The following is a 22,990-nucleotide window of genomic DNA, read 5'->3' as shown; positions in this document are numbered from 1 at the left end:
GCCACATCGCTCAGCAACGATGCCACCTTCGTGCCCACCACGGAGCCTTGAGCAAGCAGTTCGGCCTTCTTGCTTGCCGAAATCACGACCTCGCGGGTCGCGCGGGCCTGCGCCAGCGACACCGAATCGGTCTTGCTCGTGACCAGCAGCGAAGTCGCATCGGTTTCAATGGATCTGCCCTGCGCCGAAGCCGCCAGGGCGGTGTTACCCACGCTGCCCTGCGCCGTCACAACGATGCCACCAGTGGAACTGGCGACAGTCATGTCGGTGACGCTGTCACCGCCGTCGAGCACAGAGCCAGTGGTCGTGGACACAACAATCGCGCTCGACGAAGTGTTGTCGCTGCGAATCCCGGTCAGGGTGATGTCGCCCGTGGCCGAAAGCACGACCGAACCCGTTCTGCCGTCGACCGACGCACCATCGGCGATATTGATTGTTCGACCCTGCAGCACCAGATTGCCCGACAAGTTCACCAGGTCGGCATCGGCTTCCAGCGACAGCGCCTGCGTGCCCGCGCTCAGGGTCAGACCATTGGAGGTCGTGAGTTGACCGCCAATGGCCAACCCGGCCAGGCCCCCATTCAAGGACAACTGGCCGGTGCCGGCGCTGGCCGTGCGCACGCGCAGCACGCCGCTGCTGCTGCCCAGGTGTACCGATCCACCGGCCACAGCGCTGAGCACGGCGCCATCCAACGAAGTCTTCACGGTCATGGGCAAAGTCGCCTGGCCCACGTCGCCGCCAGCAGCGAAGGAGATGTTGGTGGCGTCCACCGCCTGGGCACGCGTGCCCCGGTCGTCTAGGATGGAATAGCCAGAACTGATCACTGCATTGCCTACGGCCGACACCTGCCCGATCCGCAGCGACGAAGTAGCCGACCCCAGATAGGCGTTACCGCCCGTAGTGGCCACCAGCTTGGTGCCGGTCTTGGCGAGTACGTCCACCGCCTTGGCTGTGGTGCCGATGGAGCCGGCCGCTGTCAGCGTCACCCCGCGACCGGCCACATTCACGTTGACAACGTCGTCGCTGGTGTCGGTGAGGGCGCCACGCGCGACTACCACCACACCACGCGATGCATCCAGCTGGCTCAGGCCCACATCGTCGGCGGCCACATAGATGTCGCCCGTTTGTGCCTGAAGCGTTGTGCCGCTGGCCATCGTGAAGTCACCCGTGCCCGAGGCCTCAGCGTCAATGCGGCCCAGCGCCGTGACATCGTCCACCACGCGCAAGCCGCCTTGTGCTGCATACAGGTCTAGGTCCAGCCCCGACGACAGTGCGCCCACGGTCAACCCGGTTTCTGCGCCGTGCAGGTAGATGGAGTAGCCAAGGGCGCTGCTGGCATTCACACCGCTGCTCAGGCTGGACTTGACCCGCATCGGGTTGAGCTCCGTGCCCACCGCGCCGCCCAGAGCGGTCAGCGTGATGCCGTCGGCCTCGATAGAGCGCGTGCGCTCACCACGCGCATCGATGATGGACCCCGATGCCGTCAACGAAACAGAGGCCGGTGAATACACATCGGCCACCCGCATGTCGCCGGTCTGACCGAGCCAAATACCATCTTGTGCGCGCGCCACCAGGGTCGCTTGGCTCGGCGTTCCACCACCTGTCAGGGTGAGCGTCACCGGTTTGAGCGCGCTGCCGATCGAGCCGGACGCTGCTTCGAGAATGGCCTTGTGGCCCTGGATCACCGAGCCGCCGGTGTTGGCGGCATTCAGGATTGATCCACTCACCTTGATCCGCACTTCGCCGGCGCCGATCACCTGCTCCAGGTTGGCGTCGCCGCCGGTCGGGTAGGCGTCCGTGGTGTCCGCCCCCAAGTACACAAAACCGTTCGAGTTGACGTTCAGTCGGTTGGACAACACGTTGAATGTGTCCTTCTTCACCACGGTCAACAGCCAGTTCGTCTTGTCCAGGCTCATGTCGTCTGTCTCAGCCGACATGATGGTGAGCCGGTCGTCGACGGTGAGTCCGCCCGCCTTGCGCAGATCGATGGTGACGGCTCCATCATCGCGCCCAATCTTGCCGCCGGGACGAAGCACCACCCGGTTGCCCACCACATTGGGCTCTTCAATCCGGGTCTGTGTGTCGGTGGACGACTTGGAGAAGATGGCATTGGGCAGCGGGCTCTGCAGCTCTGCATCGCTCCAGGTCGAGAGCGCATCCACCGCCGGGCGGCCAGCCAGCAGGTAGGCAGCGTTCACCTCGTCAATCACGAGGGCGTCGTTGAGCTGGTATCGCGTAGCTCCGTAAAGGGCGTCAAGGTCCTTCACCTCTTGCGTGCGAGCGGCCTCCAGACTGGTGATCTGCGCCACGGACAAGCCCGACTGCGCGAGTTGTGCCCGCTCGGCATCCGAGTACACAAATTCGTAGGTGTCAGCGTTCAGGCTGTCAGCGGTGTAGGTGACGGCACCGGTAGCCGGGTCCACCGAGGTGACGGTGGCATTGCGCAGCGCCCAGTACCGGCGGAACTGACTGCGCGTGGTGCGCAGGGTCAGCTGGCGACTGTCTTCGGCGCTGTTGCCCTGCAGTGCCGCAGCGTCCCACAGCGCAAGCAGTTCCTCTTCGGTGCGCACGTCGCGGGTTTCGTTGCGGTTGTTGTCGATCAGATCGCCACCGGCCTGAATGTAGACATCACCCCCGTTGGATGCGATCTGGTTCACCCACAGGTTGCCCGTGGCCTGCTTCAGGGCAATGCCGCGCGCCGCGGTGGCTGTGATACCACCGCCAGACGAGTCCTGCGTCTGGATATTGAGCGTAGACAGGACTGTGCCATCGGCATTGAACACACCGATACCACCTCGAGGCGCGGAGAGCTGAATTCGGCTGCCGATCACATGCACCGTGTTCGGGTTGACACCCACGATGTCTTCATCACCCAGCAACCACACCTTGCCGGTGGTCGACACCTGGTTGATGCGCAGCGCGCCCCCCAAGCTCTGGAAAGAAATGTTCCCGCTGTCAGACTGGGCAGTGAATGAGCCGGTTCCCGTGATCACGTTGATCGGCGCGCCCTCGGTCCCAATGCCGGTTTTGGCATAGAAGCGCAGATCATCACCTGTTACGGCAGTACCACCGCTGAGCTGTTCGATGGACCCGTTGTAGGAACGTATGGATACCAGGCCGCTGTCGTTGGTGATGCTGCCCGAAAGGCGAACGCCCGCATTGCTCTTCACATCGATCAGGCCTGTGCTGTAGCCGACGAATTCGATGGCAATCGGGTGATCGGCGCGGACACGCTGAGTAAACACGTCTTTCTTGCCCACTTCCGTGCGGTAGTCCACGTAGTAGGTCTTCTTGAAACACAGAGGTCCGCACTTCTTCCAGCTGCGGTAGTAGGTCTCTTCCTCTCCGTCGGTCACAAACGTCTGCGTGCTCATCGTGAAGTTCTGGCTGGGCGCGCCTGACGTGGTCACGTAGATGCCCTCGGGCATCGCTGTGGCATCTTTCGTGACGATGTCGATGCTGTTCCACTTGATGGAACCCAGGTTGATGGCGCCCCAGAGAGCCGAAGACTTCTGATACCAGTAGCGCTTTTCCTGGTTGAACTCATAACCCGCCGACCACACGTAGGTGCTGTTGGTGACTGGCGCGTAGCTGAAGGTGGCCAAGCGGCTGCCGCTGGGCGAGGCCAGCGTGGAGGCGCTGGAGCGCAGCACCGCGGCGCCGGCGCCTCGCCCCGCCGTGGTGGTGGAGCGGAAAGCACCCGTCGAACCGCGCTCGTAGGTGGTCACCTCATACGAGGTGATGCGACCAGCCGTGTACACGGGCCGGTTCAGGTCGGTGATGCGCACCACGCCCGCGTCCCCGCCGGTGTCCAGGCCCAGCAAATCGATGCCATAGTTGGTCTGGTTGTCGATGTTGAAGCGGGCGTATCCGTCCAGCGCGCGGATCACGCCGCCGCCGGTGTTGATGATGGAGCCCACCAACTCGACCAGGCCTCCAGTGACTTCGGTGGAAGCCACTTTGAGGCGGTTGTCCTCGGCGTCGTAATACACCACAGGTTCACCGCGTCGCGTCGTCACGGACGCGAGTTGTGCATCTCGCTGAGACTGGGTGATGGTGCCGTTGGCAAACTGCTTGTTGATTTCCGATTCGTTGTCGGTGGAGCGCCGGCCCGACACCTGCACCAGGGAAGATCGACCCTGAGCGAGATAGCTGCCCCGGTTGGCGGTCCACTGGGCTTCCCAGTTGTTGATGGTCGTGCCCACGCTGGCCTGCGTGAGCGTCACGCCGTAGTCGGACTGGCCGGACTGCACGGTGCCGTTGATGTTCAGGTAGCGCGCACCCAGGAAAATGCCGCCACTGGCGTAAATGCCGCCGGTGCCATTTTTCAGGCAGCTGGCATTGAAGCTCGTCGCGCTGGGTACGCCGGCACGGGCCGTACCACAGCGCACCACGCCCATGCTGTCGAGCTTCCTCTGCTGATCGTCGTTGTAGGCCACGGCGTAGATCGATTCGGGAGAACCACCCACGGATTGGCTCACCGACGGCGAGGACAGCACGAAGTTTTTACCCGCATTGACCTGCACTTCCAGGCCATCAAGGCGTGGCATATAGTTAGCGTCTTCCTGCGTCACCGAGATGCTGCCCGCTGTGTTGTTCAACAGGATCGGGCCCAGCTTGTTGTAAACCAGTCCGTTGACGCGAATCTCCGGCGCGCGCATCTGGTCTTGTCGCAAGTCTGCCCAGCTGCCATCGGCTGCAGTGGCGATCACGGCCGAGTTCGACACCAGTCCGGTGGACACGTAGTTGTTCGTCACCTCGATCGTGGGCAACTCCTCGCCCACGCCCCCGCCGGCCGCGGCGCGTGTGTCGATGCTGTCCACCGTGATGGCCAGACCGGTTTTGGTGTCGCGGTTGAAACTGGCGATGTCCGCACTGGCCTTCAGGTAAGTCCCGTTGTACTTGGCAAAGCCACCCGAGCTGTCGATGATCAGATCCTTCACCCGCACGTTCATCGGGCTGTTGTTCTCGATCAGGATCTCGGAGTCAGCGCGCGCCGTGATGCTGGCGCTGCCTGTGACGTTGTTGCCAAACAGCTCCACGTTACCGCTGCCCGCGCGAACATTCTGGAAGGTGATGAAGGTGCCTGGCACATTCTCTTGGGCAATGATGCGACTTTGACCGGTGTCGGGGTCGGTTTCCAGCGCTGCAAAGCCCTCGCGCAACAGCGATTCCAGGTAGAAAGCAATTTCCGCCTCGACAAAGGCCCGCACTTCCGGAATCGAGCCGTAGTTCTTGAGCTGAGCGTACAAGGTGTCGAGGTACGCCGCGCCGGTGGCGGCAAGGTCTTCAGTGCCAATGCTGTAGCGGATGTTGCCCTCATTGACAGCCAAGCTGCCGTTCTCTGCGATGACCACCCGTTGCTTGTTGCCAAAGCCGGCTTCGATCACGCCGCTGAGTGCCACGTTGGCGTTCAGTGTCTTGGAGGAGCTGCCGTATTCGCTGCTCACACCCACCAGCTCACCCACGTCGCGCGTCCAGTCGTTGACCTTACCTTTGCCTTCCACCACGTAGCTGCCGGCAATACCGCCGAGCTGGATCGTGCCGCCCGAGCGGACCGCGTCACCGCTCACGGTGACGTTGTTGTTCAGGTTCAAGGTGGCCTTCACGTCGGGATTGACCGACACCGGCACGGCCGCGTGGTTGAACAGATCGGCGCGCGCAGTCACAAAACTCTTGTTACGCCAGAAGTCACGGTCCTGACCGGCCAGCAGGGTGACCGTACCCTCAGCCACCAGGTTGGTATCGACCCCCACCGTGACCTGGTTGGTCACAGTGGCCAGCGCCAACGCGTCCCCCTGGGCTCCCGCGGCCGCGCCGTAGGTCTTGGTGATGGTGTTGGCTTCAATGTCAACGTACGACAAGGCATTGATGTAGACCACGCCCGCCACATTGATGGCGTCGCGCGCGCCGAGTTTGGCGTTGGCGTTGGCGTTGGAGCGGATCTGGGTGTCGACCAGGGCAATGGGAATAGCCCCGCCCAGATCCAGCCGTCCCACCGACGAGCCACGCAGTTGGTTGTAAGCACGCAGCTCCAGCAGACCGGTGGTATCGCCACCCAGGTTCAGGATGACGTCATCACCGATTTCGGCCGTGGCCGTGCCGTTGATGACCGTGATAGCGCTCGCACCCGCGCCCGCGATCACCCCGCCGCCGCCCCCACGTGCGCTCTCGGCGCCGAGGTCGTTTCGCTCCACATCGTTGTTGGCCAGCACCCGGAGTTGTGCGCCTGTCAGGATCGAACCGTTACCCAGTTTGGCGGTGGCCGATCCGTTAAGGGTGGCGGTCGTGACCGCGCCCGAGCCGCCAAAGGCAGACGCGTTCGTCGTCTCGGCCTGGCTGTCATAACGCACCTTGCGGTCTGCACTGAGCGTGGTGGTGCCCACCACCGTGAGGCCTGCCACAGCTGTGGAGGCGGTGGCGCTCACATCCTGGTCGTGCACCACACGCGCATCGGCGCCCGCGCCCGCTACCACGCCTCCGCTGCCAGCCACAGCGTCAGCGTCCACGCTCTCGTCGCCGCGTGCGCTCACCGTGAGGTTGCCCGCCACGCGCCCTACGAGCGCGCCCGCCGAAACGTTCACCGAGGTATGGCTCTCGGCCGTGGCCAGCGCCACGCCTGCACCGACAAAGCCCAAGCCCACGCCGGTGGCGTCGGATGTAATGCGCATGGAGTCGTTGGCCGAAATGCCCATATCGCCACTCGCACCCAGGGTCGCACCACTGCCGAGGCTGACCGAGGCCGCGCCGGTGTTGTTGGACGTCGCAGCGGCTCCCTGCAGACCCAGCAGCAGTCCACCGCCACCCGCCACCGCCTTGGAGGTCACAGACGAATCGCCCGCACCCAGCACCGCCGTCACCAGTAAATCGGCACCGCGCAAGGTGAGCGCACCCAGCGCCGTTACCTGTACCGACGTGTCAACGTTGGACTGGGCCACCGACACACCCAACCCAGCGGTCCGTCCCACTGATACGCCCGTGGCGTTCGTGCTGGCGCTGGGGTTGGCCTTGGCGGATAGCACCAGATCACCTGCACCGGCATCGATCACGGTACCGCTGGCCAGGGTGAGCGAAACCGTACCGCTATCGCTGGCGGACGCACCCGCGCCCGAACCGGCATACACGCCTGCCGAGCCGCCCGTGGCCTGCGCCGACGCCGAGGCGTTGCGCTCAGCACTTGCGGAAAAGCCCTGCCCGTTGTGGATGCCCGACAGCGTGGTGCCAACGGCGCCTGTTTGCGAGGCGGTGGCCGTGACCAACCCCACCGACAAAACGCCCGCCGTGCTGCCCACGGCTTCGCTCAGCAACGAGGCTTCGTCCAGCGCTTTGACGCTCACCGCACCGCCCGCGCTGAGTTGACCGGCCAGCACCGCCGTGTTGGCGGTGGTGTTGGAGGCCACCGACACGGCAGCGCCCACACCCACAAAGCCCCCGGCGCCGGCGATGGCGCGGCTCTCAATTGCCGGCTTGCCGCTGCCCGGCGTTCGCACGCCGGACTCGATGTTCACGTCACCGGCCACCGCCATGTCGCCCACCGATACCCCTGCATGATTGGCGCCACCCAACAGGCTCACCGCCACGCCTGCGCTCACACCCGCGAGACCGCCTGCGGCGATCGCGCCCGCGTTGTTGTCCACCGCCGTGCGGTCCAGGCTGGACACCGACACCGACCCCGCCACGATGGACTGGGCGGCCACCGTGGCGCTGGTGCGGTGGTTGCCGGAAGCTCCCGAGAAGGCTCCCTCTGTGTTGTAGCGGCCGCCGTCGTTGAGGGCCGTGGTCTCCGACGACGACAAAGCCGTGCCCGTGCCCTGTGCACGGTCGGACTGCGTGGCCGTGTTGATCTGGCCCAGGGTGCTGCTGCTGCCGGTCAGCTCACTGTTGGCATTGCTGTCCGGCGCGCTGCCGAAAATCAGCACACCCACCGCACCGCTGACGCCCACAAAGCCACCGCCACCGCCGGTTGCCGTGATCATGTCGATGTCGGCATCGCGTGCGGCCGACACCGTCAGCGTGTCGGATACGCGCACGCTCTCGGCGTTAACCGATGCATCGACCGCACTGCGCCCGATCACCACGTTGGCCGACGCACCCACGCCGGCGACACCGCCTACGCCGATCTGCCCGGCATTGCTGTTGAGCACGATGTGTTCGTTGGCCGTCACGGACAGCGAACCCGCGCCGGACGCTTTCGTCAAGGTCGTTCGCGACGTCTCGCCTGCTCGTGTGGTCACCAGCGCGGTGAGCACACCGTCGCCCAGCGAGCGCACATCGGCGGTGTAGCTGCCGTCGGCTCCCAGCGTGGCCGTGACGCTGCGCGTGCCGTCAGACACCGTGACCACCGCCGTGCTGTCGGCTGTGGGACCAGCAGCACCCTTGAGCACGAAACGCACCGCTCCATGGTTGCGCGCATCCACCTCGTCAAAACTCGACAGGGTGGATATGCGCGTGGCGGACGGCGGTAGGCTGGCGGCCTCAGGCAGGGCGTCCAGGTCGTTGATGCCGGTCGACTTGAGCATCGTGGTGCTGGAGACCTTCTGGACCGAGTCCTCGGTCAACACCACCTGTGCCAGCAACACGCCGTCGGCCAGGCCAGACACATTGGCCGTGTAGGTTCCATCGGCCTGGCGCACGGCCGTCACCGTGGTCTCGCCATCGGTCACGGATACCACGGCCGACGCCGGGTTCACCCGGCCGTCGAGGTCGCTCAAACTGAAGCGCACGCTGGTCTGGTTGCCGGTTCCCACCAAGTCGTCAGTGGAAGCCAGGTTGATGGTCACCGGCGCGTCGCCGGCGGATGCCACCAGCCCGGTGGCCAGCGTTCGGCGACCCACCGTGGACGTGCCGGAGACGGTAGCCAGGGTGGCCCCTTCCACCACGGTGACCGTGGCACCAACCGCCACACCGGCCACACCGCCGACGGCGCCCGAAGCGCTGACCGACAGAGACTCAGTGCGGTTGTCGGCATCCACCACCACGGCACCATCGGCCATGAGGGTGGAGTCGTCCACCACCGCGCTCACAGTCGAACCGGACACCGCCACCGTGAAACTCAGGCCCACGCCCACGGCGCCGCCACCACCGATGGAGCCGGCAATCAGGTTTGCCCGGTTGGCGCCATCGGCCACCACGGAAATGCTGTGGGCACGCACAGTCGCGTTGTCGATCAGTGCGACTGTCTCGCCCCGGATCAGCACCACATCGCCACTGCCGGCCACACCTGCTACACCACCACCGGCAGCGCCTGCGGAAATTTGCGCCACTGTGCCGGTCGAGACCGCATTCACCGAAACCGCCCCCTGTGCGTTCACGATGGCGCCGTCGATCACTTCGGCACGCGTGCTGCGCTCGATCGTTTCGGTACCCACCGAACCCGAGACACCGGCGGTTCCACCAATGGCCAGTGCGGTCGCCGAGCTGGCCACCATGGCGTGGTTGGATGCCATCACATCGGCTGACTGCGCGGCAGCCGCCCCACTGCCGTCGTTGATGAAGCGCGCACTGTCGATGTACGCGCGGGTGGAGCCTCCGATCTGGTCCACGTTGATCGAGGCGCCTGCTGCGCCTGCGGCGCCACCACCGGCCACCGCCGTGAGCGCGCCGATCTGCTGGATCGACGTGGCTTGCACCGCCAGACCCTTCACCACGCGGGTGTTATAACTGGCGCCGCTCAGGACACTGTCTGACACAGCGCTGATGTTCATCAGGTCCGGGCTGCTGAGCAGCGCCGAATCCTTGACTGTGAGGCCATCGCCGAGCGCGAAGGCATTCACGTGGGTATCGGCGCCGATGATACCGGCCGACGTGATACTGGTGACGATGTTTGTCTGCACGCCGCCTGCCGCCCCCACACCCGCTGCCCCCAGGGCAACCGCTCCCGCCAGTCCGCGAATGCGGTCGCGGCTGTTGGCCGTCACTGCCACCGAGTCAGAGGCGATCACATTGGTCACAAAGCCGTCGGCACCCAGGGTGGCTCGGGTCAAGGACTCGATCACGCTGACCGCCACCGATCCCTGCACACCCACGCTGCCGGCACTCATGCCCACAGCGATGGTGTTGATCTGGTTGTCGCTCTCGGCCGACAGCACCAGATCGTCAGCGTATTGGGTCCAGTAACCCATGCCAGAGTTGAACTGGTTGAGGCCCACGCCCACCAGGCTGGCGTTGGTGTCGGTGCCGATGCGGTTGACCGCCACCGCGGCCCCCACGCTGGCGCCCAGACTGCCCGACACATTGCCGGCCAGCGAATCGATGCGGGACGCCTGGCGCGCAGCCACCGTCAGCGTACTGGTGCTGATCAGCTCCGACCCCGCCCACGACGCTGTGATGTCGTCTTCCAGCAGGTTGGTCGAGTTCGAGCCCGTGACGGCGGTCGTGCCGCTTGCTCCCGCCGCCACACCCACCGACTCGATGGTCGAAGTGGAATAGGCATTCACGCCGACCGGCCCATTAACACGCACCACGCTGTCGACCACTTCGGCTTCCACCCGCTTGCTGCTGCCGGCATTCGTCGCCGTACGGCCCAGGAAGTTCAGGGCCAGCGCCGCGCCTCCACTCGCCGCCCCACCCCCGGCCACCGTGCCGGCAAACGACTGGATGGTCGAGGTGTCGCGCGCCAGCACCGTCAACGAAGCCGCGTTCACCACCAGGTCGACAGAGTCCACCTGGGCCAGCACCGTCGAGGTGATGCCGTTGGTCGAGTTTGAGCCCGCCAGCGCCAGCGAGCCGCCCCCGGACATACCGGCCGCGACCGACTGGATGGTGCTCGACGAGGTCGCCTGCACGATCACTGCGCCGCTGGAACGCAACGCGCTATCGGCCAGGCGCGCTGTCACATCCCCGCCGATATCGTTCACCGCGACCGCAGCACCCACGGCAGCGCCGCCGGAACCGCTGACCGTGCCGGCGATCGAGAAGATGTCCGCATCGTTGTCCGCTCTCACTTCGAAGCTGCCGCCGTTGGTGAACTGAATCACGTCCAGTGCCTGCGCCTTCACGCTGGCGTTGACCTCGTTGGTGGTGAAGCTGCCGTTGACCGACGCCACACCATCGGCAGCTCCCGATGCAGCAACGGATTTGATCTGGCCGCGTAGATCAGCGTCCACCACGACGGCGGTGGCTGCGCCCAGGTCCATGTCGGACAACGTCGCATGCACCACGCTGCCAATCTCGTTGACCGCGATCGCCGCACCAAAGGCACCCGTGAGCCCGCCCGAAAAATTGCCCGCCAGTGTGCGTACGGTGGCGTCATCGTCGGCCTGCACGGTCAGAGTCGATGCACTGCCGTTGAACGATCCCCCTGACCAGGTGGCCGAGATTTCATCTTCGAGCAGGTTGGTGGTGTTGGAGCCGGTCACTGCAGCGTTACCGCTGGCGCCCACCGCCATGCCCAGAGATTCGATGGTGGAGGTAGACAGCGCCTTCACCTGCACCGCGCCGCCCGAGTTGAGCGAGCTGTTGAGCACCTGGGCTTTGACGAGTTTGCTGCTGTCGGCATTGAGCGAAGTGCGCCCCAGGAAGTTCAGGGCAAAGGCTGCGCCGCCGGCGGCTGTGCCGCCTCCGGCCACCGAGCCCGCAAATGACTGGATGGTCGAGCTGTCCAGCGCCTGCACTCGCAGGGAATAGGACGCCACCGACTGCGTCACGCTGTCCATCTGTGCCAGCACCGTGGAGGTGATCGCGTTGGTCGTGTTGGAACCCGCCAGCGCCACCGAGCCGCCACCGGACATACCCGCGGCCACCGACTGGATGGAGCCCGACGAGGTGGCCTGAACGTTCACCGAGCCGGTGGCGCGCAGCGTGCTGGTTGCCACCCGGGCGGTCACATCACCGCCCACCTCATTGACCGCCACCGCCGCGCCCACGGCCGCGCTACCCGATCCGCTGACCGTACCGGCGATCGAGAAAACATCGGCGTCGTTATCGGCGCTCACCGTGAACTCACCGCCGCTGGCGCTCTGGGTCAGACCCGACACCTGGGCTTTCACGCTCGCGTTGACCGCGTTGGTTGTGAAGCTGCCGTTGACCGACGCGCCGCCAGAGGCCGCGCCCGAGGCGGCCACTGACTTGATCTGGCCGCGCAGGTCCGCATCCACCACCACCGCAGTTGCCGCACCCAACGTCATGCCCGAGAGGGTGGCGCCGACCGCGCTGCCGATCTGGTTGACCGCAATCGCAGCGCCCACGGCGGCCGTGCCAGAGCCCGAGAAGTTGCCCGCCAGCGTGCGCACCGTGGCCGCATCGTCGGCTTGCAGCGTCAGCGTGGTGGCACTGCCGTTGAGCGAACCTCCCGACCACGAGGCGACGATGTCGTCCTCCAGCAGGTTGGTGGTGTTCGAACCCGTCACGGCCGCGTTGCCGCTGCCTCCCACGGCCACGGCCATCGACTCGATGGTCGAGGTCGACAAGGCCTTCACCTGCACAGCACCGCCCGAATTGAGCGTGCTGTCGAGCACCTGGGCCTTGACGAGCTTGCTGCTGTCGGCGTTGAGCGCCGTGCGGCCCAGGAAGTTCAGCGCAAAGGCTGCACCACCGGCGGCCGTGCCGCCTCCAGCCACCGAGCCCGCAAAGGACTGGATGGTCGAGCTGTCCAGCGCCTGCACGCGCAGCGAGGCAGACGCCACCGCCTGCGTCACGCTGTCCATCTGCGCCAGCACCGCGGATGTGATGGCATTGGTGGTGTTGGAGCCCGCCAGCGCCGCCGTGCCGCCACCAGACACACCGGCAGCCACCGACTTGATAACGCCTGACGAGGAAGCGTCCACTTCCAGCGCACCAGTGGCGCGCAGGGTGCTGCTGACCAGGCGAGCGCTCACGTTGCCGCCGATCGTGTTGACCGAGACCGCCGCACCCGCCGCGCCCGTGCCCGCGCCGCTGATGGTGCCGGCCAGAGAGGAAATGTCCGCATCGTTGTTGGCGGTGAGCTTGAACGCGCCGCCACTGCCGCGCTGGTTCACGCCCGTCACCTCGGTCAGCACGTCGGCCTCGATGGTGTTGACGGTCACGCTGCCATTGATCGCCGCCGTGCCGGCGCCGCTGCCCGACGCGGCGATCGATTCGATCGAACCCGCGAGACTGGAGGCCACCGTGACAGCCACCGGGGCCGACAGCGCGGTGTTGGCCAGCCGGGTGCGAACGCGGAAGTTGTCCGCGCCCTCGCCCACCGAGTTGATGGCCACCGCGCCACCGACGGCGCCGGTGCCGCCCGCCGACACCGCACCCGCCAGCGATTCGATGGACGAGGCGCCCGTGGAGCGCACCGTCAGGCTGGTGGCGGTGCCCGTGAGCCTGCCGCCCGAAATCTCGGCGGAGGTGTCGGAGATCATGAAGTTGCTGGACACCGATCCTGAGCCGGCGTTGTCCTTGCCAGCCGACACGGCCACCGCCAGCGTCTCGATCGAGCCCTGCGCGCTGGATTCAACCGTCACCGACTCGGCCACCACCAGATCGCTGTCAGTGATGCTCGCACGGCGAACAGCGCTCATGGTGTTCCACGCCACCGCCAATGCGCCGGCGTGGCCCTTGGACAAGGCCAGGCCACCCGCAACCGACAGGCTGCTGGCCGTGCGACCATTGGTGGCCTCGCCTGCGGTCACGCTCACTGTGCTCGCCGTGAGATCGGTGTTGTCGACCACGGCCGTGGTGACGCCGCCAACGTCGGTGAACGACATGGTGCCGGCAAACCCGACGTTACCGTCGGCTGCTGCGCCCGAGGCGGCCACCGACTGCGTGTCGCTGGTGTGCTGGGCCGACACCACCACATCGCCCGAACCCACGTCGACCGTGGCATCGCTGATCGACGCTTCGTTGCCCGCCGAGCGTGTGCTGCTGGTGTCGCCGCCCACGTTGTAGTCGCGCCCCGCCGAGAGGGTGTAGGACACCGCAGCCCCGGCGGCGTTTCCGCTGCCACCGCCCACTGCGATGCTGAGGTTGCCTGCAAGGCTGAACTGGTTGCCCACGGTCTTCGACGACACCTCCAGCCCAGCCGCCGTCACAGAGCCACCGGTTACCAAGGCGCGCGTGCGCTGCCCGATCAGGTTCACGCTGGCCGAGCCCATGCCCGAGAACTTGCCTTTGGTGGCGCCCAGGCCCACCGAAACGCCCACGATGTCGGCCTCGCTGAGTGCCTGCACGCTCACCTCACCGCCTGCGCTGATGCTGCCGTTGAGCTCGGCGTCGTAGCTGGTTTGGATGCTGTTGTGGACGTAGGACAGGCCCAAGCTGGCGGCGTTGCTGCCCAGGGTCAGGCCCAAGGTGCCCGCCACGCCGAGAATGCTCTCGCCGCCCACCGCATTCTTGAGGTCGTCCGTGTAGCCATTGCTGGTGGATGCCATCTCGTAGTCGATCATGGTCGAGCTTCGAACGGCGCCCACCAGGGCGTCCAGCGTGCTGTCGGTGGGGGCACCGCCGGCCTGGATCGCCAGATCGCCCGTGAGGTTCACCGCGGCCGCGCCCTTCACACCGGCACCCACCGTGTTGCCGATCTGGTTGAACACAAACGAGCCCATCAACTGGCCCTTGGAAGACGCATCCGTCTGCACGCTGGCCACGGCCGCCATGCCCACGACCTTCTGCGACGACAAAGCAGCCACCGCCAGGTCGTGCACGCGGGTCATCGTTCCCCCGCTGAGTACCGCCGTGGTGCTGCCGGTCATGTCCACGATGGAGATGGCCGCACCCGCGCTGGCCGATCCTTTGCCCGTGCTCACCGACAACGCACCACCGCCCGCACCGATGCGGCTGCGGTCGTACGCCACCACCTGCACGCCCAGCGCCGAAGGCGTGGCCGCGTCACCCGTGATGGTCGAGCCGTCAACACCGGCGGCTGTGTCGTCGCTGGTCTGCGTGGCCGACACCGCACCCGCCACCGACAGGCTGGTTGTGCTGCCTTTGGACAGGTTGAGCGAAATGCCGGTGGCCACGGCGGTGCGTTCACCGCTCTTGAGTGCCTGCACCACCAGGGCGCCGGAACGGTCGGCGAGATCGCTCACCACCGTGTTGTTGCGGATGAGCGCAGAGGTGTCGTCATCCGAATCCTGAATGGCCACCGCGCCGGCCACCGCCGCGCTGAAAGTGGTGGACGCATTCTTGGCCATGGACAGGGCGCCGCCGCCGGCCACGCTCACCTGCGTCAAGTCGGACAGGGCGCGCACAGCCACCGCCGTCGTGGTGCTTGCGCCCACATCGAGCGCCTGGACCACCGCACCGTCGAGCAAGGCAGTGGTGTCGATGTCGCTGTAGTTGGTGACAATGGCGCCAGCGCCCGCGATGGAAAAGCGCGGTGGCTTGCTCGCTTCGGGTTCTTCAGCCGCGGCTTCCTCGGTGCCTTCGCCCTCGATGGGCGCACTCGCATCCTCCAACGGTGCCATGGTCGAATCGTTGCCGTCCAGCTGCGCCTGGGTGTCGGCCGACTTGGTGCCCGCCTTCTCCCCCAAGTTCTTGTTGGCGCTTTTGTCGGTCGGACTTTCCTGACCGGCTGCCGCGCCGGCCACACCCACGGCCACGATCATGCCGTCGCTGCGGGCCTGCACAGCCAGCTGGGAGGTCTTCACAAACCCGGCCACGCCTTCGGCCGTGTCGGCGCCGCCACCGTCGGTGTCGTTGTCGCCGATGTAGGCCTGCGTGTTGCCCACCATGTCGTTCATGGCCACGCCAATGCCCACGCCGGAGTTTTCGCTTTTCGTCACCGCGCCCGTCACGGCAATCACGCCCAACGACAGCTGGGCGTTCAAGTTCACCGATTCGGCCGTGACCAGTGCCTCACGGCTGATCGAAGCGCGCGTGGTCTCACTGAACTTGTTCAACGACGCAATCCCATTGGCGGCAACGCCGGCACCCTGGCCCGAGGTGGGCGAGAGCGACAGGACCCAGTCAATGGTTTCCGCCGCCACGTCCAGCCGGTGGGACTGAATCACGGCGCTGTCGGCAATGCCCGCCACCGCCGTGTTGTCGCGCGAGACCATCGAGAAGGTCCCGCCCACCGAGCTGCCGCTGCCTCCGGCTTCCGGTCCGGTGCCACCGGCCAGGTGCAGGGTCTGCACGTGGTTTTCGGCCCGCACCACCACGGCAGCGCCAAAACTGCGGCTGAAGCTGATCTCTTCAACGTCCGGGCCTCTGGGGGCTTCACGGGTTTCGGAAACAAAGTCGCCCAGCACGCCGAGGTCCTTGTCCAGCGTGTAAGTGTTGATCGGAGTCAGCATCGCCACCAGATCGGACTCGAAGCCCACCTCGCGAACGTCGTAGCTCCACGCTACGCCATCGGCCACGTTGCTGGTGATTTGTGCGCCGGTGTCAACCCAGGCGCGGGTGTCGTTTGTCATGAACGACAGGCTGACAGCGCCGGCCGCTGCCAGGTTGGTGGCTGACGAGGTGGCGCCCACGCGGGTGTTGAACCCGTCGTATAGCGGATCGGTGCCCGCCATGAAGGTCTCGTAGGCGGTGGAGAACGTTCCCCACTCGACCGGCACGCCATCGACAAAAGGCAAGCCAGCGGTGTAGAACTGCGGCACGTCGGTCGAGGCGTTCACGGCCACATGGTCTGCCGTGATGGCAGCACCCGTGCCCACCAGGGCCTTGGTGGTGAAGCTGTGGTCGGCGTAGTTGAACGCCACCCCCAGGCTGGTCTTGGTTCCGTTCTTGTCGTCGGTTTCCGAGGTTGCCTCGGCCATGGCCACGCTCTGCAGCTGCCCCACCAGGGTCTGCGCGTCCACCACAGCATCGCCGCCGGCGTTGATGACACCACCTGCTGCCAGAGAGGCCCTGGTGGTGTGGCTCGACTGCGACCAGGTCATGGCACCCGCCAGGCGCAAGGCCGGCGACTTGGTCTGCGAAGGCGTGCCACCCGAAGCTTCGTCGGAGCTGGCCGAGAACTCCTCGGTCATGGCGGTGAAGCTGTCCAGCAACTGGGCCTCGGCTGCTTCGCCAGCGTCGTCCTGGGAGTACTCGAGCGATGGCGGCAAACCCGCCACTAGGCTGTCTTCTTCTTTCTTGGAGGCGTTGGTGGCACTGGCCGTGATCGCATTTTTGGCCGATGCGTTCATGGCCATCAGACTCACATGGCCCTGTGCGTCCACCGTGCCACCCACCGTCACGCTGGTGACGGAGTTTTGCAGCGACAAAGCGCCCACCACACCCGCCTTGCCACCGCCATACACCGTGACCTCCGCCGTGGTGTCGTAGTTACCCGAATGAAACGCCTGCAGAAGGCTGTCGCCACCGCTGTCCAGTGCGGCGCCCGTGGCCACGTTGACCGAGGTGGTCACGTCGGACATGGAGCCCGCAAACACGATGGAAGCCACGTTGGCTGCACCGCTTTCCTCGTCGGTCTCACCCGCAGCCGAGCTGGCCATGGTGACGGAGGTTTTGGAAGCGGCCACCAAGGCGATATCGCCATCGGCCGTGAGGCTGGCGCCCCCTTGAACATCAATGGTCGTGTTGCCCAGCACGCGCGCAAAGCCCGCGCTGAGGTTGGCTTTGGCAGAGCCGGCAGCCTCGGTTTCCACGCTCACAGAACGGTCCGCCAGCGCCGTGAGGGTGATGTTCTCGGTTGCTGCCAGCACCGCCGTGGGACGTACCGTGATGTTGGCATTGCCCTTCGCTTCCACATAAGACAGGCTGGCAGCAAACGGCAGATCGCCCAGCAGCAGGTTGATGGCTTCCTGCTGGATCGTGCCCGAGGTGCCGCCAAACGAGGCTGCCGATTCGATCGAAGCCTCCAGCGTCACATTGCGTCCGGTCAGCGTGCCTGCCACATCGATGCCGGCATTCGCATCGGTCATGCTGACGAGCGTTTGCTGAGTGCTGATCTGGGTGGCTGTGAGGATGATGTCGCCGGCCTCGTGGGTCGTGCCGCCTTGGTTGATGACCGATGCATCCAGCGTGGCGCCAGCTTGCACCGTGATCGAAGGCGCTGTGAGAATGATGTTTCCGCTGTTACCTACCGAAGGCGTCAGCGGATCGCTCGTGATCAGCGTGGCGGCGCTGGACACACCGCTCGAAGAAGCCGTTGTGCCGTTGACGCGGCGCGTGTTCAGCGTCACACCGGCGTTGACCTTCAAGGTTTTGCTGGCATCCATCGAGAGGCTGGCGCCGTTCGTGTAGAGGCTGCCCGTGACCGTCAGATCTTCGGGGTCGATGTAGGCCAGACCGGCCTGGCCCTGATCGCTACTGGCATCGAGCGTCAAGCCACCCACCTGCACCGAACGGGCAGCGGAGAATTCAATGAAGCCGCCCGCACCAACACCGTCACCCCGTGCAGCCAGGGCCGCACCGGTGGCGTTGCTCGCGCTGCCATGGGCAAACAGGCTGACCGTGCCGCCCCGCGCGCCGCTGCCCTCGCCCGCCGACGCCGACACCACGCTTGCGCTGCCCAGCTCGATGTTGCCGCTCGCCACCACGCGCACCGCGCCGGCCTCGTTCCAGTGCGATCCGTCCGCCAGGAGCTTGCCGTTGAACACGATGTCGCCCGGTGTGGTGATGTCGATCACTCCGTCTCGCACGACCACCGGGGCCAGCGAACGCAGGTCGCCCAGGTTGACCGCGCTGCCTGCCATGCGGCCCGCCACGCTCACCTGGCCCGAGACGGCCACGGCGTGGGCCGAGCCCGCGCCGTGGCCGGCCATGAGCTGCACTCCGTCGGTGGTTTCAATCGCCCCGTCGATGCGCACCACTCCGGTGTCGGAGCGGTCAAAGGCGCCCCCCAGCACACCACCCACCCGCGCACTGCTCAGGCCAGGTCCGTCGGCCAGCAGGCCATCGACAAACGCCGACGAGGGCGCGGCAAACACCAGCCGCCCGGCCTGCACACGCCCCTGCGGACCCACCGCGAACCCGTGACGGTCAATGAACAGCAGGTTGCCACCCACGGTGCCATTGGCCAGCTGACCCTGCAATAAACCGTCCACCTGCACCCGCGCGTCGCGCACCACGTTCACCAGCCAGTTGGCCCCCTGCGGCACCACCAAACCCACGCGGTCGCCCGCGCCCACCTGGAAGGACGAGAAGTTGTTGAACGCATTGCCATCGCGCAGGGTGCCGGTGGTCACCGTCACGCGATCGGGCGTGCGGGTCACCAGGGTCTGGGTGGCGGCCGGACCGCTCAGCGGAGTGATCACCGTTTGCGCCACCGCCCAGGGCACCGTGGCCCCCAGGGCCATGGCCGCGGCCATGGGCAATGTTCCCACGCGCACCACCAGGGTCTGCAGGCGCTGGCGCTGCGGGGAGGTGGTGGTTCGTTGCGCTTTGGACGGGAGGCGGCTCATGGCAGGCTTTCAGGGAAACAGCTGGCCCAACCGAGGCGGCTGGGCGCGGGCAAATACAAACAGAACGAAAACGAATCGCGCAGCAGAGCCTGTCAGGCAGCGAACTCGGCGGCTGCTGTCTGGCGCTGGCTGGCGCGCGCCACCAGCGCACGGAAGCGACGCATTGACAACAGGTGCAGGTAAGCCAGCGACAGCGCGCCCGAGGTGTGCAGGGCATGCAACTGATCTGAAGCCAGGTCGCCCAGCAGGGCTTCGTCCACGGTCATGAAGCCGTTGAGTTCGATGTCGCGGCCATCGGCCAGCACCGCCTGCAAAGTGCGGGCGTGCAGCAAGCCGGCCTGGTCAAGCGCTTCGATGAGGCGCGATGTGTCCGCCAGCGCGGCGTCGGTGGCCACCAGCGCGCGCAGGCGCTCGCTCAGCCAGGGCATTTCGACACCGGCCTTGTCAAACAGGGCGTCGCCCTCGGTGGTGTTGAGTGATGGGCTGTGCACCGCCACCAGAAAACGCCCGGCATCTCCGCCTTCGCGCACCAGCCGGAACGGCCAGCTCGCCAGGGTGGCGGGCAAGTAGTCGGCCTCCCAGGCGCCCTCCTCATTCACAAACAGGTTGTGGCCCGGCTGCAACCCAGTAATGGCCAGCAAGCTCCAGCCACCCTCGGCCGAACGCGCCATCACGCAGGGGAACACGGTGCAGGCGGCGGCGAGCTCGGACAAGCTGATCGCAGCGGTCACGGAACCGCGGGCGAAACCATAACGGTCGGACTGGGCGTCCCAGCGCTGCTGGCCATGGGTTTCGCGGTGCAGCACCACCATGGAGGACTGGGCCGAGGCGGCGGGTGACGTGGCAGGTGAAGCGGCGGGGGAAGCTGCAAGTGCGGTGGCAGAGGCAACAGAAAAATCGGCAGAAGTGGACATGGGTGGCGTGGGCCTGAAGGTTGGGTGAAAAGAAAAGGGGTGGGTCGATGCAATAAAGGTGGAAATCAACCTCAAGGGTTGAAGCGGGCCAGCTCGCGTCGCAAGGCCACCTCGTCTTCGCGCAGGCGGTTGAGCGTCGCGGTCTGATCGGCGTTGGGGGCAGCACTTGCGCGCTGCAGCTCGCGCTGCGCTGACTGGATGCGGGAGAGCTCGCTTCGCAGAATGGCCTGAGCGTCCTGATCGCGGGCGCGCTGTTGGGTGCTGGCCACCCGCATGGCTGCAGGCCCGGGCGTTTGCACAGGGACCACAGACATCGGCTGGGTTGCCACAGGTGTGACCGCAGCCACCGGTGCAAGGCCCGCGGGCACTGGAGCCACTGCTGGCGTTACCGGCGCGGCTGTCGGCTCGCCCACGGCCGGCGTCGACGCTGTCGCCACCACGGGAGCCACGGTCGTTGTGGTGGCGGTGTACGGCACGGCCGGCGGCAGAGGGCTGAGCGCAGGCACCAGGCCCTGCGTGAGGCGACCCGGCGCGACGCGCGAGCAGCCCTGAAGCCGCGCTTGCGCCTCGTCTATCTGGTTGGTGAACAGGTTGCGCGGGCATTGGTAGAGCGCGCCGTCGGGGCTGGCCTCGGCGGAACCTGGAGCACAGAGCAGACACACAACCAGCGTGACGCCCATAGAACAGTGCAGAGCGAGGCGAAGGGACAAAAACAAGTTCATGGTGAATTTTATATTTTTTACCATTTTTATCGATAATAAAATCATCTTGTTATTTAAAACGCTCTCATTTGGTGAGCTTCCGCTTGGTTTTCCCCATGCACCACCCCACTCGCGTCATTGCCCCCACTCATCTGCTAATTTGGGCTTGGGCCGTGACGATGCTGCTGGTGTTTTGCTGGCCCTGGGTACTGGGCCCTTCGCTCACGGTGGTGCCCTTTGCTGCGGGCCTGCTGGCTGCCGCGATAGCTGGGCTGGTGCTGCGCCCGGTGATGCCAGTAGCGCCGCTGGCGTGGTTTGTGGGAGTGGTCGGGGTGGCCTGGCTCAGCGGCGGGAGCGACCGCCTGTCGCTGGTGGGCCTACTGGCGGCCGCCGCGGCCTGCGCTGTGTTGCTCGCCATCGGGCGCCTGGCAAGCACTAGGCGCGCCATCACCCAAGCGTTCATGGCCGCATTGGTACTGGCCATGGTGTGGCACGTCGCGGTGGCCTGGTTGCAGTTTTTTGACCTAGAGCGGGCGTTTGAACCACTAGCCAACTTGAACCCGACCAGCCGCCCCTACGGCAACCTGCGCCAGTCGAACCATCTGGCCAGCTTTGCCTTGTTGGGCTTGCTGGCAGCGTGGTGGCGCCACCGGGAAGGGTTGGATGCACGTAGCGTCACGGCCGTGCTGGCGGCGCTGGCGTATTCAGGTGTGGCATTGTCGGGTTCGCGCACCGGATTGCTGTGCGCTGTGGCAGTCTCGGCAGGCATGGTGCTCCTGCTGCGCCGCCCGAGCCGGCTGGAATGGTGGGTGTTCGTGGCAGGTCCGCTATGGGTTGCCCTGATCGCCCTCGTCTTGCCCTGGCTGCCAGTGGCAGGAGGTATGGGGTCGGAAGCCAGTCTGACGCGGGGTGGTGCCTCAGTGTCAGCACGGATTGCTTACTGGGCAGAAGCTTGGGAACTGGCCCTGCGACACCCCCTGCGGGGCGTGGGCTGGGGCGAACTGGGCCGCGCCCGGTTCGAGCAGCTGGCGCCTCAGCCCGGGCTGCAAAACACCGTCAATGCCCATAACCTAGTGCTGCATTTGCTGGCCGAGGTGGGGTTTTTAGGCACCACCATTATTTTGGCCCCGGTGGCCTGGCTGCTTTGGAGCAGACGCCCCTGGCACGCGGCAATCAACCCCACCGCCACCCGAGGCAACACAACGCCTGACCCAGAGCTGGCCGATACCGCTTGGGCTTGGCTGGCGCTTGCCGTGGTGGGCCTGCACAGCCTCACCGAGTACCCACTCTGGTATATGCCTTTCCTGCTGCCCACCGCCTTTGCGTTCGGACTGATCGTGGGCGGCGGAGCCAGCCGGCCAGTTCGCAACCTGCCAGCCCGAGCCTTGGCCGTGGGTGTCATGGCCTTGCTGGCGTGCACCGTGTTGGCGCTGGTGGACTACGCGAAAGTCAGCACAGCTTTCGGCCCCTCGGGTCGCTCGCTGGAAGACCCAGCCCGCGCGTTGGCGGTGCAGCGTACCGTCCTGTTCAGGCACTACGCCGACCGTGCGCTGCTAGAACGAGTGCCAGCTACACCGGAAAACACGCCGCAAGTGCTGGCTGCCACTGCCCGCTTACTCGGCGGCGGGCCCAGCACGCTGCTGCTGTGGGTTCGGCTCTCTGTCTTGTGTGAAGTAGGACGCAACGCAGAAGCCTGGATCCTGGCCACCCGGTTCAAAGCTCTGTTTCCCGAGGCATACGCCAAGTTTCACGCCCTGAAAGATCCAGCCGCATTGGCCCGCTGTGGCCTTGCGCAGTGAAGTCGCCAGGGATCACTTGGGTGCAGCCCATTGGCAACCAGCAAAACAGTGAAAAAAATCAAAAGCAGTAAATGTGATTTTTTTTCACTTTTTTATGGTTGTTATCATTTTTACACTCTCAAATGATAGGATGATGGCGTCCATCGGACAGTCCTTCGGCCACACGGCTGCAGGGTCAACCCTTCCCACAGGAATTCATCTATGAAAACCCGCCCACAAAGCACACGCCGCCAACGCGGTTTCACCCTGGTCGAAATGTCGGTGACCATGGCCGCCGCCGGCCTGCTGTTCGCAGCTGTCACCACCGGTCAGGAACT

General features: G+C 65.7%; 5 protein-coding genes. 2 read left to right on the top strand and 3 right to left on the bottom strand.

Features of this window, described 5'->3' with window-relative positions; genetic code table 11:
• The 3 genes from ACN4F8_RS14520 to ACN4F8_RS14510 form a co-directional block, all read right to left on the bottom strand.
• A partial coding sequence (locus ACN4F8_RS14520; RefSeq protein ID WP_419474245.1) for a leukotoxin LktA family filamentous adhesin occupies positions 1 to 19,259 on the bottom strand: 19,259 nt, incomplete at its 3' end.
• Between the two features lie 92 nt (positions 19,260 to 19,351).
• Entirely contained in the window at positions 19,352 to 20,173 is an 822-nt protein-coding gene (locus ACN4F8_RS14515; protein WP_300653073.1) for a SapC family protein, read from the bottom strand.
• A gap of 71 nt (positions 20,174 to 20,244) precedes the next feature.
• A complete protein-coding gene (locus ACN4F8_RS14510; RefSeq protein ID WP_300653076.1) occupies positions 20,245 to 20,853 on the bottom strand; it encodes a hypothetical protein in 609 nt (202 codons plus the stop codon).
• 200 nt (positions 20,854 to 21,053) lie between these two features.
• Here ACN4F8_RS14510 and ACN4F8_RS14505 point away from each other — a divergent pair, with 200 nt between their 5' ends.
• Entirely contained in the window at positions 21,054 to 22,673 is a 1,620-nt protein-coding gene (locus ACN4F8_RS14505) for a PglL family O-oligosaccharyltransferase (RefSeq protein ID WP_300653094.1), read from the top strand.
• A gap of 201 nt (positions 22,674 to 22,874) precedes the next feature.
• Positions 22,875 to 22,990 (top strand): type II secretion system protein (locus ACN4F8_RS14500; protein WP_419474246.1); only part of this gene is annotated, 116 nt, incomplete at its 3' end.

Source organism: Hydrogenophaga sp. (genome assembly GCF_048549895.1).
GTDB lineage: Bacteria > Pseudomonadota > Gammaproteobacteria > Burkholderiales > Burkholderiaceae_C > Hydrogenophaga.
The sequence above is the reverse complement of the archived record's forward strand: the minus strand, read 5'-3'. Positions and strand labels throughout refer to the sequence as shown.

Excerpts from the sequence above, each read along its gene's own strand:
- ACN4F8_RS14515 (WP_300653073.1), bottom strand. The coding sequence starts at position 20,173 with ATGTCCACTTCTGCCGATTTTTCTGTTGCCTCTGCCACCGCACTTGCA.
- ACN4F8_RS14510 (WP_300653076.1), bottom strand. The coding sequence starts at position 20,853 with ATGGGCGTCACGCTGGTTGTGTGTCTGCTCTGTGCTCCAGGTTCCGCC.
- ACN4F8_RS14505 (WP_300653094.1), top strand. The coding sequence starts at position 21,054 with ATGCTGCTGGTGTTTTGCTGGCCCTGGGTACTGGGCCCTTCGCTCACG.